Source organism: Paenibacillus foliorum, assembly GCF_013141765.1.
Taxonomy (GTDB): Bacteria; Bacillota; Bacilli; order Paenibacillales; family NBRC-103111; genus Paenibacillus_S; species Paenibacillus_S foliorum.
Map to the genome: position 1 here is coordinate 62,870 of NZ_WHOD01000050.1, position 15,506 is coordinate 78,375.

Annotated in this window: 12 protein-coding genes; 10 read left to right on the plus strand and 2 right to left on the minus strand. The window is 43.5% G+C overall.

Annotated elements, in window-relative coordinates; translation table 11 throughout:
* Window positions 1-31: 31 nt before the first annotated feature.
* On the plus strand, window positions 32-967 hold the full coding sequence (locus GC093_RS11530) for an aldo/keto reductase (protein WP_171652028.1): 936 nt from the start codon (window positions 32-34) through the stop codon (window positions 965-967).
* 143 nt (window positions 968-1,110) lie between these two features.
* Here GC093_RS11530 and GC093_RS11535 read toward each other — a convergent pair whose 3' ends face one another.
* Together GC093_RS11535 and GC093_RS11540 are read right to left on the minus strand one after the other, a co-directional pair.
* Window positions 1,111-3,282: a cellulose biosynthesis cyclic di-GMP-binding regulatory protein BcsB gene (locus tag GC093_RS11535; protein WP_171652029.1), complete on the minus strand. Its 2,172-nt coding sequence runs from the start codon at window positions 3,280-3,282 to the stop codon at window positions 1,111-1,113.
* A 108-nt stretch (window positions 3,283-3,390) separates the two neighbouring features.
* A complete protein-coding gene (locus GC093_RS11540) occupies window positions 3,391-4,266 on the minus strand; it encodes a GGDEF domain-containing protein (RefSeq protein WP_171652030.1) in 876 nt (291 codons plus the stop codon).
* 238 nt (window positions 4,267-4,504) lie between these two features.
* On the opposite strand from GC093_RS11540, the gene GC093_RS11545 reads away from it, so the two are divergent.
* The 9 genes from GC093_RS11545 (at window position 4,505) to GC093_RS11585 (ending at window position 15,468) form a co-directional block, all read left to right on the plus strand.
* Window positions 4,505-6,061: a response regulator transcription factor gene (locus GC093_RS11545; RefSeq protein WP_171652031.1), complete on the plus strand. Its 1,557-nt coding sequence runs from the start codon at window positions 4,505-4,507 to the stop codon at window positions 6,059-6,061.
* 5 nt (window positions 6,062-6,066) lie between these two features.
* On the plus strand, window positions 6,067-7,848 hold the full coding sequence (locus GC093_RS11550; RefSeq protein WP_171652032.1) for a cache domain-containing sensor histidine kinase: 1,782 nt from the start codon (window positions 6,067-6,069) through the stop codon (window positions 7,846-7,848).
* Between the two features lie 528 nt (window positions 7,849-8,376).
* Entirely contained in the window at window positions 8,377-9,327 is a 951-nt protein-coding gene (locus GC093_RS11555; protein WP_376768644.1) for an ABC transporter permease, read from the plus strand.
* Window positions 9,321-10,181 (plus strand): carbohydrate ABC transporter permease, encoded by an 861-nt coding sequence (locus GC093_RS11560; RefSeq protein ID WP_171652033.1) that lies wholly within the window; start codon window positions 9,321-9,323, stop codon window positions 10,179-10,181. The genes GC093_RS11555 and GC093_RS11560 overlap by 7 nt, the downstream gene beginning before the upstream one ends.
* A gap of 84 nt (window positions 10,182-10,265) precedes the next feature.
* Window positions 10,266-11,828 carry an extracellular solute-binding protein gene (locus GC093_RS11565; RefSeq protein ID WP_171652034.1) on the plus strand — a complete coding sequence of 521 codons (1,563 nt, stop codon included), beginning with the start codon at window positions 10,266-10,268 and terminating at the stop codon, window positions 11,826-11,828.
* 26 nt (window positions 11,829-11,854) lie between these two features.
* Window positions 11,855-12,691 (plus strand): phytanoyl-CoA dioxygenase family protein, encoded by an 837-nt coding sequence (locus GC093_RS11570; RefSeq protein ID WP_171652035.1) that lies wholly within the window; start codon window positions 11,855-11,857, stop codon window positions 12,689-12,691.
* A gap of 403 nt (window positions 12,692-13,094) precedes the next feature.
* Window positions 13,095-13,844, plus strand: a complete 750-nt coding sequence (locus GC093_RS11575; protein ID WP_171652036.1) for a class I SAM-dependent methyltransferase — start codon at window positions 13,095-13,097, stop codon at window positions 13,842-13,844.
* Between the two features lie 27 nt (window positions 13,845-13,871).
* The gene (locus GC093_RS11580; protein WP_171652037.1) at window positions 13,872-14,735 is read left to right on the plus strand and encodes a carbon-nitrogen hydrolase family protein; all 864 of its coding nucleotides are present in this window, start codon (window positions 13,872-13,874) and stop codon (window positions 14,733-14,735) included.
* Window positions 14,736-14,784: 49 nt separating this feature from the next.
* Window positions 14,785-15,468 (plus strand): GNAT family N-acetyltransferase, encoded by a 684-nt coding sequence (locus GC093_RS11585; RefSeq protein ID WP_171652061.1) that lies wholly within the window; start codon window positions 14,785-14,787, stop codon window positions 15,466-15,468.
* The last annotated feature ends 38 nt before the right edge of the window (window positions 15,469-15,506 follow it).

Below are 15,506 nucleotides of genomic sequence, written 5' to 3' on the forward strand. Positions count from 1 at the left end.
TCTTACACCAACTCAAAGGAGTGTTCAAACTATGAAAACCATTCGTGTACAAGGCTTGGAAAAACCTGTAAGCTGCCTGATTCAAGGCTCAGACTTTTTTACTCATGAGGTTTATGACAAAGTATGTACGGTGTTGGATCAATTTTTTGCATTGGGTGGGAATACAATCGATACTGCGTTTAATTACCGCGGCGGCCAGAGTGAAGAAACAATTGGCAGATGGATGCAGGATCGAGGCAATCGTAAGGATGTAATCATTTTGACAAAGGGTGCACATCATGACGCAAACGGACCACGTGTTAATCCAACAGCTATCGCAAGCGATCTTGCAACGAGTCTAGGTCGGCTGCAAACCGATTATGTGGACTTGTACGCGCTGCACCGCGATGATGTCAACATTCCAGTAAGCGTTATTATTGATGCGCTGAATGAGCATATTCGCGCAGGCCGTATTCTCACAATTGGAGCTTCCAATTGGTCGCATACAAGGCTGCAGGAAGCCAATGATTACGCAGCAGCCAACGGATTAATCGGCTTTACCTTCAGCAGCCCTAACTTGAGCTTAGCGAAGCCGAATGAAGCGCGGTGGGCAGGCTGCGTTTCTGCAGATACAGCAACCTGCGAATGGCATGAGAAAACTCAATTGCCGCTGCTTTCATGGTCATCACAGGCAGGAGGCTTCTTTACCGGCAACTTTGCTCCGGATAAGCTCGAGAACGCTGAGATGGTACGTGTATATTACAGTGATGCTAACTGGGAGCGTTTGCGCCGCGCTGAAGAGCTGGCCAAGAAGAAGGGAGTCAGTCCTATTCAAATCGCGCTCGCCTATGTGTTGAATCAATCGTTCCCAAGCGCAGCCTTAATTGGAGCTCAAAACCTGGCTGAGCAGGAGTCCTGCCTTGAGGGATCCCAAATCAAGCTTACGGCTGATGAGGTTCAATGGTTGGAAAACGTACAACTCGTTTAATCTTTATCTCTAAAGTAGCTTGTAGCTAATCGATAGCGTTGTAAGTAACTATCAGCTCTTTCATAATGCAAAACGCCATTCTCAACTATAGACTGCATTTAAGCAGTTTAGAATTGAAAATGGCGTTTTTTTGGTGATAACAATTACCGTCGTTTACGAGCCAACCATAGTATTGTAATAGTGAGCACCACGATGAGCAAAAATGTAACAGGAAATACGTAGGGATTAATGCTGCTGTCCGAATTGTTGAAGAAGATACCCGCGTTTGGTTTTTGAGGTTTAGGGGCTACCGGATCTTCTTTGACAGGAAATTGATGTACATGATTTTGATTGTCAACGATCACAAATTTACCGGTTATTTTGTTGCTTTCGTCCGGGCTTGTAAGAGCATTAGTGATGGATGCTTCATGTTCTGCGGACGAAGCCGACATAAGCAGCAAGCTTTTGGTTGGATTAAGCGGTGAATGAGTTATTTGAATGACCGCAGAGTTGTTTTGAAGTTCACTTAATAATTGCACATCACTCGCAAGAGAAAGGATCTGATCATCCTTGAATTGAACCTGGCTGCCAGAAAATCCATTCATGAAGTCGGGTAAGCTCTTGGATGTGCCTAAATAGATAATGTTAAGGTCTTTTAGTAGCTCTTTTAAACCAGGATTTGAAGTTTTAAACAGTAATAATTCAGTATTGTCTTGCGAGTTTCTGCCAATAATTCCAGCCAGCGTCAACGCCATGCTCAGTTCATTCGTTCCGATTTGATCCGGCAGCAGCAAAGCTGTTTGATTCCAGTGCCCATTCACAACAAATGGATAAGGAAGTGATTCGAGTCTCTGAGTTTGCCGTTGTGCAGGGATATAAGTTAATGTAGAGGCTTTATCAATGACTGCCCAGTTACCGAGATAGCTGGGATTGGAGCAATAATCCTTAAGGTTCTGATTTTGAGTATCCTTATTATTGCTATTGGCATTAATAAATTGAAACGCTACTTCAAATTCTAATGTTCTGCGCGAACCGATTACACTTGGATCCAATACCAGCTCTAGAATCCCAGCATCAGCTGTAGTTTCAGTTAGACGGACACTTTCAACAGGAACGCCGTTTAGTTTAACCGATGCAACGGATTGCTTTAAATTAATGGATTTAGAGTGCTTGAACAGGAGCTTAAGTCCTGCGCCATTATCAAAGTCCCAGTTCCCTGGAATTGGATAATTGATCCGCACACTTCCTTGTTCTACTCCTTCTACCGTAAGGTTGTTATACCCCATCTTTTCTAAGGTAACGGTGTAAGGACTTCCAATTTTCAACTCTGCGGGAGCTTCTTTCTTTTTCAAATTCGCAGGTACGATAGAAATGTTGCCTTGAAGCTGAGAAAATAAAGCTTCGTCCGTTAAGATGGTTGCCGCACTGGATAATTCCGCCTCATTCCCTGCGACGATTAGCTGTGCATTTGCAGGATTCCAAGGAGAAGGCGCCACACCGATAAACGATTGCCATTGGTTAGCCGGAGCGCCAGTAAGCTTTCGTAGTGCTTCTATAGCGGCTTGTCCCCGTTCCTTCCAGCGGTCCGTCCTTCCGAACCATATCACACGATTATCGCGCAAAATGATGTCTGTAAGCTCTGATTCAGCATATACCGGAAACTTAATTCGTTTGTCCGATGCTTGCGTGGAGAAATACTGAGCTAGTTGAGCTACGGATGAGAACTCATTCTGGTCTATATTATCAGGTACTGCAATAATAGACTGAAACGGATTCGTGCTTCCCTTTTCAAAGAAAGGACTGGGGTATGTAGTCAGGTCAGCTTTATCATAGCTTGGTACAAGATTAAGGTTGATTCTGCTGTTTTTATGAATAACCATCCAATTGGCTGTATTTTGAGGATCCACACATACATCACTTGCTATCTCCATGTGAGTCTGTAAAGACAGCTTATGAAAACCCGATTTAAGTCCAAGCTTAGAGAGATCGACCCGCCAAAGTGCTTGTTCTTTATTTGAATCATCTAAGGCAACACTGCCGATTGGAAGATCATTAACAAGTAGTGTTAAAGTAGAGTTCTTTGGAAGTAGTGTTGGTGAGTGACCATAATATAAGTCCAAGTAGGAGCCAACGGCAGCGGCGCGACCTTTTCCAATTTCGAAATACGATTCGTCCCTTGCATTCTCTCCTCTAATGACTCGATCATCACCACCAAATAGGGGGAAGTTTTCCGGTGTGGCTTGTGCTTGTCCGTATACTGTGGGCGAGAGAATAGGAGTGATGAGCATCACACAAGCCACAAGGATACATAAGCGTGCAATTAGCTTTAGCTTCATTAAAGTAGCACTTCCTTTATTGAGGTTGTTCAAAAAGTCCCCTGTTTGAACACTTTCTTACTGCTTGCTGCGTAAAAGGGTTCGGTCTGTGTTCCTGTTATTTTAGTGTTACACGCTTATTATTAAATCAAGCTTAGCCTTATCGTATATCTCTTGAAAGTTCATACCATCCTGCGGACATTCAGAACGTCCATAGCGCAGTCTGGCCTTGACTGAGCCTTCGCGTCGAGGTCTCGACAAAAGTAAGGAATTGAATTTGTCATCCATCCATTCTATGGAGATACTTACGTTCATTTGATCGGATCCGGTTAAGATGACCGCAAACAAACCATCGCCCAAATATCCTTTGCAATCTACATCGCGCATGACATCTCGAATTAATTCAGCAACTCGGTGTACCAGCAGCTGGGTTTGCTCATGGCCGTATTCATTCTTGAACTCTTGAAAGTATTGAACTTCGATGAGCATTAAAGTGAGTGTACGTTTAGCACGTAGTCCGCGAAATACTTCTTCTTGTAGCTTTCCCATAAACCTGGTGGAATCTGCAAAGCCCATCATCGTATCCAGTTCTATAGTTCCATCGGTGGGATAGGGTTCATCCAATTCACTGTCGGTACTGATCCCCATATTTCTCATTCCCCATGTTTTCGCCCGAGCATCATTCCTGTTAATTCCACCAACAAGCGCGTAGAAAGGGAAGACGAGTAACCAAATGATATCGTTCCAACCGATTTGGTAATGGGGATTACCCATATAAAGCATATACAGTGTGTAACATCCGTACAAAATAACTATTATCAGACAAGCGAGCAAAGCCTCATTGACTATACGAATACAGCCCAAAACTCCTAATGATACAGCCAATATAAACCACACGTAGTTGATGGGGTATAAATGGCGTGTGAAGTATACATATAGAGTCAGAAATATAACAGCCAGCAGTTGAACAAAAGTATTAGCATATATCCGCCCCGACAAGTTCATGTTTGTTAATCCTCTCCACTTAAAATCTCTATTTCTCCATAATTATTCCTTATTCGACATAACTATTATTCCCCGTAATCTTATCAATTCCTTTTTATAGAAATCAAGCAATAGTTAAATTTGTTAGTCATTTTTCGTACTTTTTAACATGTTTTATGTATAGGTTCCAATAAATGCCTATGGTATGATATTGAACAAATAATGAAAGCGATTACTATGTGTTAAGGTGGGGCTAAATATGCAAATAAATCCTTTGACCGTCTTGGTTGTTGACGATGAGCTGCCTTTGCGTGAGGAGCTGCGCTTATTTCCTTGGTCAGCTTGTTCGGCAGAACTGGTCGGTGAAGCGGAGAACGGGATGGAAGCATTGGAGCTATGCCGTAAACTATCTCCCGATGTGGTCATTACAGATATAACGATGCCGATTATGGATGGAATGGAGTTATTCAGGACCATTAAGAGTGAATTTCCTCAAACGCAGGTAATATTGCTCACCTGTCACAGCGATTTTGAATATGCAAGAGATGCAATAAAGCTAGGAGCGCTGGAGTATCTCATAAAGATTTCGTTATTGGACAGTGAGCTGGAGCATGCATTGGACAGAGCTAGGCAAGCCATCGATCGTGAGAGGAACCATCGCCGCAGTGAATTGGATAAGCAGCGTTGGCAGCTTTCTATGCTGCTTTCACGGACTGGAGCAGACGCTTCGCTCTTGGATGCTGTAAATCCCATACTTGAAAAGTGGAAGCTAGACTATCCTCTACGTTTTATTCGAATTCATCTCAATGTAAGGGCAGAGAACGAGATGTATGTGCACCACGAGCTGCAGTTTGCTTTTAGTGAGTGGGAGATTGCTTCAAGGGGGGGATATCGCTGGGTTCCATTAGGAAATACCGATTATTTGTTCTTGTTCCATTCACCTATCGATGTGCACATTCAACTTCTACATGAACAAGTGAAAAGCGCTATGGGAAGATTACAGGACGAATTAGACCAACGACTTTCCTTTGTTAGTGAAGCGGTACGTTTGTTTGCAGTAGTTAGTGAGGCGATACAAGAAGGTACGGTATTTTTATCAGAAATCAGCCATGTCCAGATACCCTTTGCGGCATTTTTTTATGACAGTTGTGAGAATGTGTATCTTCACGGGCTGGACAGCCGTGGAGCAACTGCTTCAATGAGTGAGCAGATAAGGAGTATGCTGCTAAGCGAAATGTGTGAAGCAGCAGCCCGCGGAAGAGATGAGCTTATTAACTTTGCTCGAACACGGTTTACCGAATGGGCGAACAGTTATCGTGCTGATCCGGATGAGCTGAAGCAATGGTTGAGGGAGACTTCCAAAGAGCTGTTTAAGACCATGAGAAATGAGAAGGGGACTCTTGATAATATGCTGCAAAGGATTGCCTTGTCGCGAACCTTAACTGAGCTGACAGCGATCTTCATTCGAGAGCTTGAGGCAGCTGACGGTGTGAAGAACAGATGCCGCAAGGAGGTTGCGATGGCCAAACAGATAATTACACAGCGGTTAGGGGAGCCGATAACATTAACTTTAATCTCCGAGGAGGTTGGATTGAGTTCATTTTATTTAAGCCGTTTGTTTCGGGAGGAAGTAGGCGAATCATTCAACGAGTTCATTACTCGATTGAGGATAGACAAAGCTATACACTTATTGCAAACAACTTCCATGAAGGTATATGAGGTTGCAGAGCAGGTTGGAATACCGAGCTACCGTTATTTCTCCGTGTTGTTCCGTAATCGGACCGGTGTCGCTCCGACTGATTTCAAGAAAGGTTGAACGGCATGAAAAAAAATAGGGTTAGCTGGTTTCAAAGTCGAAGTATTGCAATCAAGCACTTTGTGTTTTTATTTGCAGGTTCACTCATATTATTCGGGCTGCTTGCCTGGAATAACTTACAGGATGCTGAGCAGCTATTCCGCAAGCAGGTGCTTACAGACGCAAAGGTCATTATTGATCGTACAAACTTATATTTGGATGCCTATTTGGATAATGTTCAAAATATACTGCTTCTGCTTTCAACGCGTGATGATCTGCTGGATGAAGGGAAGGAGCAGGAAGCGATTGAAGTGTTAAGGAAATATGCAGAGAAAAACAGCGCTTTGTATAGAACCTTATATTTGGTCCGCGCGGATGGAAAAGTGATGTCTAACTCTCAGGTATATTTAGATATCATTGGGAACACTCATTTATCGACACTGTATAAGCAGGCTCAGAGCAATTACGGCATTATGATCAGTGAACCCTATGAATCTTCCCTGTCTGGGAAAACCGTCGCTTTCATTTTACCCATTACTTCTAAATCAGAGGATGAAGTGAAAGGCATGGCTGTAATAGAAATCGATTTGATCCGGCTTACGAATATGCTTGCTCAATTTATGAATACACGGAATCAGACATTTACCATTGTCACCAACAAAAATAATGTGGTCAATACGTTCGATGCAACCTGGCCCCTGTATTATTATGCGCTGCTGCCTTATAATACGGCTGTTTTTCCTCCTGAATTAAAAAGCGCCTTTGTTTCTCAGATAAGCGAACTGCCGGTCGGAATTACCGAGTTGAATGGAGCTAAAGGTAAGCTTGTCGCGGTAAAATCAGGTATGAACAAGCTGGGCTGGTACTTCATAGCTTTTATTGAGGATAGTTACTTCTATCAAAATATCATCAGTCTTTACAACAACTACAAGACAGCTGCGTTTGTGTGGGTGTTAATATTGTTGATCAGCTCCTATATGATGAGCCGTTATGTAACATATCCAGTGCGTATGCTGGTTGCCAAAATGGACCGTGTGCGGGATATGGAGGTGCTCCCAAGTATTTCAGTTCAGCGTGAGGATGAAATTGGTCGACTAGCCAAGAGCTACAACGCCATGATGGAACGTATCCATCATCTGCTGATCGAGACCAAGGAAATGGAGACGCGCAAAAATCAATATGAGCTGAAAATGCTGCAAAGCCAGATTGCCCCGCATTTTTTATATAATACGTTAGCTTGCATCAGTAGTTTGGCAAAACAGCAGAAAACGGATGCAGTTCGTGAGACGATCCGTTCTCTAGTCGGACTACTATCATTCAGCTTTGACAAAAGCAGTGAGTTTGTAACATTGCAGGATGAGCTGGAGGGTCTGAAAATGTACGCGCATATTCAAACGGTACGCTATGGCGCGAAGTTCAGTATTGAAATGGATATTGCCCCGGATACGCTGGATTGCAAGATATTGAAACTTACCTTACAGCCTTTAGTGGAAAATGCAATTTTTCATGGATTGGCGCCTCAGAAGGTGCAAGGCCTTATACGTATCCGTGCTTTCGTACGCCGCGGTAAGCTATTGATAATAATTCGGGACAATGGTCTTGGAATGAGCTCGCTTCAGCTGGAGAGCGTATTTTCCGAACGGAGAAAAGCCCCCAGTAAACACCGGTTTACAGGTATAGGTATTATGAATGTGCACGAGCGTATCCGACTTCATTTTGGCGCTGAATATGGGCTTCGTATAGCCAGTTTGCCAGAGGTTGGGACCCTAATTCGAATTAAATTGCCAGAGCTATCATTTAAAGAATAACGCGTATACAAGAATTGATACACTTTCGCAAGATCACTGTATAGAACGAAAAGAAAGCGCTTGCTAAAATATAGTTATAGTCATTCATGACACACTTTCAGTTTGGCTCCAGCTTTATGATTTTCTTAAGCTGAACTATTCTAAGTTAAAAAGATGTTAATTAACACTATTTTATCCGCTCATATGCTTATGAGTGCTATCCCTATAGCTCAGTGACTTATGGTTATTATCCCTTTGACTCAGAAATATCAGTTCAAATTGAATTGTATCGGAAAACCAAAAGTTAAGTGTGTCCCGAAGGGACGAACACGCTGTACGCACATTACTTGCTAGGCAACGTCTATCGTAACTCCTCCCCAAGCACTTGAAGGGTGTCCAGAGGGCAGAGCCCTTGGAGCCCTCCCTGTAGGGAGGGTTTGGGTGGGTAGAAAAGAATGGGTGGGTAGAAAAGAATGGGTAGGTAGAAAAGAATGGGTGGGTAAAAAAAGGAAGGGGGGCCGTATGATGAGAATGGATCAGCCATTGTCGATGGAAAGTTTATCCGCAGCCAAGCTTAAGGAATCGAAATATAAGCTCCTCGGCAAAAATGTTTGGGCACACCGCGCCTTTTACTTCATGCTGTTGCCCGGTGTTCTGTATTATGTTTTATTTCGTTACCTACCCATGTATGGGGTGATCATAGCTTTTAAAGATTTTAGCATTTTGGATGGCATTATTAGCAGCCCATGGGCAGATCCATGGTATAAGCATTTTGAAACCTTTTTCAACTCCCCGTATTTTGGCCAGCTAATGATCAACACCTGCTTAATCTCCATCTACAAATTGATTTTTGGCATGGTGCCGCCGATTGTTATGGCCTTGCTACTTAATGAATGCCGCAATCGCTGGTTCAAAACTGTGATTCAAACCTTAACCTACATGCCGCATTTCCTTTCTTGGGTCATTATCTATGGAATTTTGATTTCCTTACTGTCTCAAAGCTCTGGGTTATTCAATCGGTGGATTGAAGATAGTGGAGGCAGTTCGATTGGCTTTATGACCTCATTGGACTATTTTCGCGGCATTCTGGTAGGCTCTGAAATTTGGAAGGATCTAGGTTGGGGAGCTATCATATACTTGGCAGCTATGACAGGAATTGACCCGACCCTATATGAAGCAGCAAGAGTGGATGGAGCAAGTCGCGTGAGAATGATTTGGCATATTACTTTGCCTGGGATTCGTAATGTCATTGTGCTGCTGCTAATTTTGAAACTAGGTCACATCATGGATGCAGGCTTCGATCAAATCTATATTTTGTATAATATTCAAGTGTATCAAGTGGCGGATATTTTAGACACATGGGTGTTCCGTACCGGTCTGCAGCAGTTAAATTTCAGTCTGGGCGCGGCCGTAGGTTTGTTCAAGTCGGCGATAGGGTTGTTTTTGGTGCTAGGCTCTAATCATCTGTCTAAGAGATGGGGGGATGAAGGAGTATGGTAAGAGGATTTGAGGATCGGTTAATAAATACGGTTGTGTATGTGGTGCTGGGATTAGCTGGATTGGCTGCGATTTTTCCGCTAATGTATGTTGTATCCGTTTCCATTACGCCTTTTTCTGAGGTTCTTAAAAATGGCGGTTTCATTCTGATCCCACAATCTGTGACATTCACGGCTTATCATAAGCTGTTTACCGAATCGAATATTCCACAGGCGTTCTGGATAACGATTTTCATCACTATCGTTGGAACGGTTCTCAATCTAATCTTGACCGCGCTGATGGCTTATCCGCTTAGTCGTAAGAAGCTGCCTGGGCGCATATGGCTCCTGTTTCTGGTTGTGTTTACGATGCTGTTTAGTGGTGGCATTATACCGACTTATTTAATTGTTAAAGCGTTGGGGTTGATTGATTCAGTCTGGGCAATGATTTTGCCAAATGCGGTGTGGAGCTTTAATGTGCTCATTATGAAAAGCTTTTTTGAAAATCTTCCTGACGAATTGTTCGAATCCGCAAGAATGGACGGTGCGAAGGAATTTCGTATATTGATGCAAATTGTCATTCCTCTGTCTGTACCTTCCTTGCTAACGATAGGCTTGTTCTATTTGGTGGGGCATTGGAATGAATTTTTTCAAGCTGTTATGTATGTGACGGATCGTACGTTATTCCCGCTCCAAGTCGTCATCCGTGAGATCCTAATGCTCACTCAACAGCCTATGGATAATGCAGAAAATATGCTGCCCACCGAAACGATGCAGATGGCTTCGGTTGTTATTGCTAGCTTGCCGGTAATCATAATTTATCCGTTTATTCAAAAGCATTTTACCAAAGGTATGCTGTTAGGCTCTGTGAAGGGTTGATCGTCGGAACCGTTGCTTCGGACTGCAGCTGGAGCTAAGGCACCGCTTCAATATATAAAATGAAATATAGGGAAGGGGATTCCAATGAAACAAAGAAGAGCAATTACGTTTTCTATGGCGTTTCTTATGGTTGGAGGTACACTGCTTGCAGGCTGTGGGGGCCAGAGCACGGGGACAAAGCCTGAACCTGCGGCAGCACCAGCTTCAAAGGAGGCGCCAGTTCCAGCTGCTGCTGCCAAAAGCACAGGGCCCGTGAAATTGAACATTATCGAAACCGGAGGGGGATTACCTTCACCGGATCAGGATATTATTAAGCAAGAGCTGGATAAAGCACTGGGAACTGATTTAAATCTGACCGTGTACGCATCTCAGGATGATTACAAAAACCAATTGAATGTGCGTATGGCATCGGCCAACTTTCCTGATCTATTTGCTGTAGATAGACAACAATTGAAGCAATTTTCGGATCAGGGGTTATTATTAGATCTTACATCCTATATGGATAAGCTGAAGCCTGTTAAGGATTTTATAGGTGAGGATAGTTTGAAGAAAGGGACGATGAACGGTAAAGTGTTCGCGATTGCCAAGTCCCCGCAAATCCCTTACGATACGTACTTTGTCCGCAAGGATTGGCTGGATAAGCTGGGGATGAAAGCACCGACTACAACCGATGAGCTTTTGGAAGTGGCTAAGGCCTTTACTGACAAAGACCCCGACGGAAACGGCAAAAAGGATACGTACGGTATTACCGGCGGCAAGCTGGGAGCATTTTATACTATTTTTGGTGCTTATGGGGTTGGCTTCGATGCAGGATACCCAAGTCTTTATGTGAGGGATAATAAGCTGGTTAATGCTCTTTTCGATCCTGGCATGAAGGATGCACTCGCATTTATTAAGAAGCTGACCGATTCGGGAGCAGTTGATCCTGAACTGTTAGCCAACTCGGGGCTGCAGCATCAGCAAAAAGCGATTAAAGGGCAAGCAGGAATCATTTATATTGACTGGCCCAACGTGACAAAGGAACAATTTGACGAGCAGATTAAAGCTGTTAATCCGAAGGCGGAATGGATTCAAGTCGATGCGGTTAAAGGTCCGGGTGGGCTGAAATTCGCAAGCGCTTGGGATATTGGTAAAACTCCTGCCTTATATGCCATTCCAAAGGCTTTGGAGAAAAATCCGGAAAAGCTGCAAAAAGTGTTCGAGCTGTTGAACTATGTTTCCGGGAAGGATGGCTCTCCATTAGTGCAATACGGTGTAAAGGGCAAGCATTATAACCTGGATGGAAATAAAGTGATTCCTACTGATTTAATGGGTAAAGAGGGCGGATATTTCTGGCTGTATCAATTTACTGGACGTCCGGAAATGGAATATCTGCAAGTAAAGTTCGCGAAACAGACGCCTTTCATCGAATTTGCTAACAAGCAGCCAAGAATTCAGGCTTTAAACGGCTTTGTCGATTATCCGAATGGGTATAACGCAGCCGACGCAACCCGATATATTGATGAAGAATTGGCTAAATTCATTTACGGCAAGCGGCCCTTGACTGAATATGACAGCTTTCTTAAAACCTTGGAGACATCGATGAACTATAAAGCTTATTTGGACGCAGCTCAGAAGCAATTGAAGGATCTTGGTTATTTAAAATAAGATTTGAGCGAAGGAGAGATGATCTAATGACCGAGGACACAAACAGCTTGAACGTGCCCGAATTAATAAAAGAGTTTAATGAACAAGGCTATCTGCTGCTTCGTAATGTGCTGACTCCTGAGAAGGTTGACCGGCTGAATGCAGCTATTGATGAGATTGTAGAACAGGAGCAGGACTCATTGGCGCATAATATTTACAACAGTGTAGAGCGTCACGAGGAAATTGCTTCTTTAATAGATGAACCGACGCTTTTGCCGTTGATGGTGAACTTACTTGGATTCAACATCCAGCTGCATATTTCCCATCTTACCATTCGTAAACCAAATCCGCAGGATGTTGCAACGGAATCACATAGCTTTATAAATTGGCATCAGGACGGGCCGCACCCGCAATTCCCGCAGATTAATGACATAACCTCAACCTATTACATCAAGACCTGCTACATTTTGAGCGATATGTCTGAGCCGAATCGCGGCAATACAAAGATTATTCCAGGCTCCCATAATAAGCCTTTTAAGCCCGACAAGCAGGATGTGCGAGATTCCGTATCAGGCGAGGTACAAGTGTGCGGAAAGCCTGGTGATGTGTTTGTTTTTGCTCAAAATTTATGGCATGCCGGAGCTCCTAATCATTCAAGCTTTACCCGCAGGCAGTTATTTCTCGGCTACAGCCCGATCTGGATGCGGCCGATTGATTACCGGACAGCTTCAGATAGCCTGCTAAAGAATGCTACTCCTATTCGGAAGCAGCTGTTAGGTGTTATAGATGACAATCCGTTTAAATATTATGTTCCGAATGAATCTATGGTGCCATTAAAGCAATTCTTTCAGGGGGATGCGGGTAATGGTGGATATTCGCATTAAAAGGTCAGCTGGAGTTTTCTTCAGTCCCCAGCTGGTCAATTATCTCAGTGCTTCGGCCACAGTATGCGGCTAGAAATTCACCAGCCATCTAATCATTGGCGCCTTCATGCCCCGTGATTGCACAAGTAGACTGCGAGGACATCCTAATTATGCACAAACTCAATCTGCTATTCGAGTCCGGAAGCAACCGATAGGCCACCTCTATGTACTTGCAACTATCAAACCTTCAATCTCACTTAAGTGTGTGGTTGTTAAGGTTTGTTTTTGCGCGATCTGTCCTTTCTCATTTTTTTGATAAGTATACCCAATCCTATTCGAATGAATGGTTTAAATAGATTTTTGATGGTATACTAGCTGCACAAAATAGTTATGATTTGTAAACGGAAAAGAGCTGATAGGTAAGATGGATCCTCGTGAGCTGTTTGGCAATATCGACATTTATTTATTCGATCAACTGCTTAAAGGTCGAATAAGCCCGGGGCAGCGAATCCTTGACGCAGGCTGCGGCACTGGACGAAATCTGGTTTACTTTTTACGCAGCGGGTATCGGGCATATGCTGTAGACCACTCTGAAGATGCCATATTGGAAGTGAGAAAGCTAGCTGCAAGGCTGGCGTCTGAATGGACAGATGAGCAGGCTCGTGTGGAATCTGTTGAGAAGATGAGCTTTGCTAACGACAGCTTTGATGTTGTAATCAGTAATGCTGTATTGCATTTTGCAGAGAGCGAAGCGAACTTTCAGCAAATGGTTCAGGAGTTATGGCGGGTGCTTCGCCCAGGGGGTCTATTGTTCGCTAGGCTGGCTTCCTCTATTGGCATTGAGGATAAAGTGGAGCCGCTTGGAAATCAACGCTTTAAGCTGCCGGATGGGAGCGAACGTTTTCTCGTAGATGAAGAAAGATTGATGAAAATGACGGACAAGCTGCAGGGAATACTGTTGGAGCCGCTTAAGACAGTGAATGTCAGCAACCAAAGGTGTATGACTACTTGGTGCTTGAAAAAACCTCATATTTTATTTTTTGAACCGATTGAAGAACTTCGTACAGATGTACAAAAGGAAACGGGAATGAATCCGGATAAGGTAGACGCAACGGATCATAAGACAGAGGTTGATATAATGGCGGAACAAATATCAAAAGAGCATTATTCATAACAGCTTACTTATAGCAGGAGGTAAACCATGAAATTACGTGTGTCGGCAGTCCAGTATCATTTACATACCATTCACAGCTTTGAAGAATTTGCAGCCCAAGTTACGCATTATGTAAAAACGGCAGAGGAATTCGAAACTGATTTTGTGCTGTTTCCCGAGCTTTTTACAACTCAGCTAATGTCCATTGGCGGTGGGGAAAATCATCCTGCTGCCTTAACCATTGATGAATTACCGGATTTTACGGGCCGATATAAACGATTGTTCACAAACCTGGCTCAAAGCACGGGTATTCACATCATTGGCGGGACACATATTATTAAAGATCAAGGCAGACTGTATAATACGGCCTTCCTATTTTATCCAGATGGTACAATCGCCGAGCAGCGGAAGCTGCATATAACGCCGGCAGAAGTTAAGGGATGGAATATGGCTGCTGGAGCGGATCTTCAAATATTCGATACGGTTAAAGGCCGAATTGCTATTCTCATCTGTTACGATATCGAGTTTCCAGAGATTGTGCGTATGGCGAGGGCTCGTGGTGCAGACGTTATTTTCTGCCCATCCTGTACGGATGATCAACATGGCTTTCATCGTGTTCGTTATACCTGTCATGCACGTACGATTGAAAACCAAGTATATGTGGTGACGACAGGTACTATTGGTTCTTTACCGACGGTTGATTTTATGAGAGGCAACTATGGTCAAGCGGCTGTCATTACGCCAAATGATGTACCCTTTCCTCCAGGCGGTATTCTAGCTGCAGGTGAAATCAATCATGATATGATCATAACAGCGGATTTGGATTTAAGCTTGCTGCATGAGGTGCGGGATAAAGGCTCGGTTACTACCTGGCGTGATCGTCGGACGGACTTATATACGGATTGGAGCTAAGCAGTTCAGTATGTGAAACTCTTGAGGGGGAAATCCTTTGTCAGAGTATTTGTATAGCAAGGAATTGTATGTCTTTGAGCAGGATCAGCCTGTAAAAGCCCTTGTAAGGTCATATACCAAATATGATTTTACGGATTTGATAGCTATTCAGCAGCAAAGCTTTCCACCCCCATTCCCGTCGGAGCTCTGGTGGAACGAAGAACAATTGATGAATCATACTACGCTTTTCCCCGAGGGAGCTCTATGTGTAGAGATCGAAGGTAAACCGGTTGCCTCCATTACGGGACTGCTGGTGAATTTTGAACCTGAACATGCGGATCATACTTGGGAAGAAATTACGGATTGTGGTTATATCCGCAATCACAATCCATCAGGCGATACACTTTATATCGTAGACATTTGTGCAATCCCTGCTTACCGGAAGTTGGGTCTTGGTAAACTGCTGATGCAGTCTATGTATGAAGTGGTGATTGCGCTAAATCTGAAGCGTTTGCTAGGTGGTGGGCGAATTCCAGGTTATAGTAAGTATGCTGACAGGATGACAGCAGAACAATATACAGCTGCCGTAGTTGAAGGAAGATTGAAGGATCCTGTGCTTACTTTCCTTATGCGATGCGGTCGAATGCCGGTTAAGCTGGTTCAAGGTTATCTCGAAGACGAGGAATCCTTGAATTATGCAATGCTTATGGAATGGCGAAATCCTTTTATAGATAGTCTAAGGATGAATTATTAATTCTGATTTGGGTTTAACTCTTCTTCAAAAGGAAACAA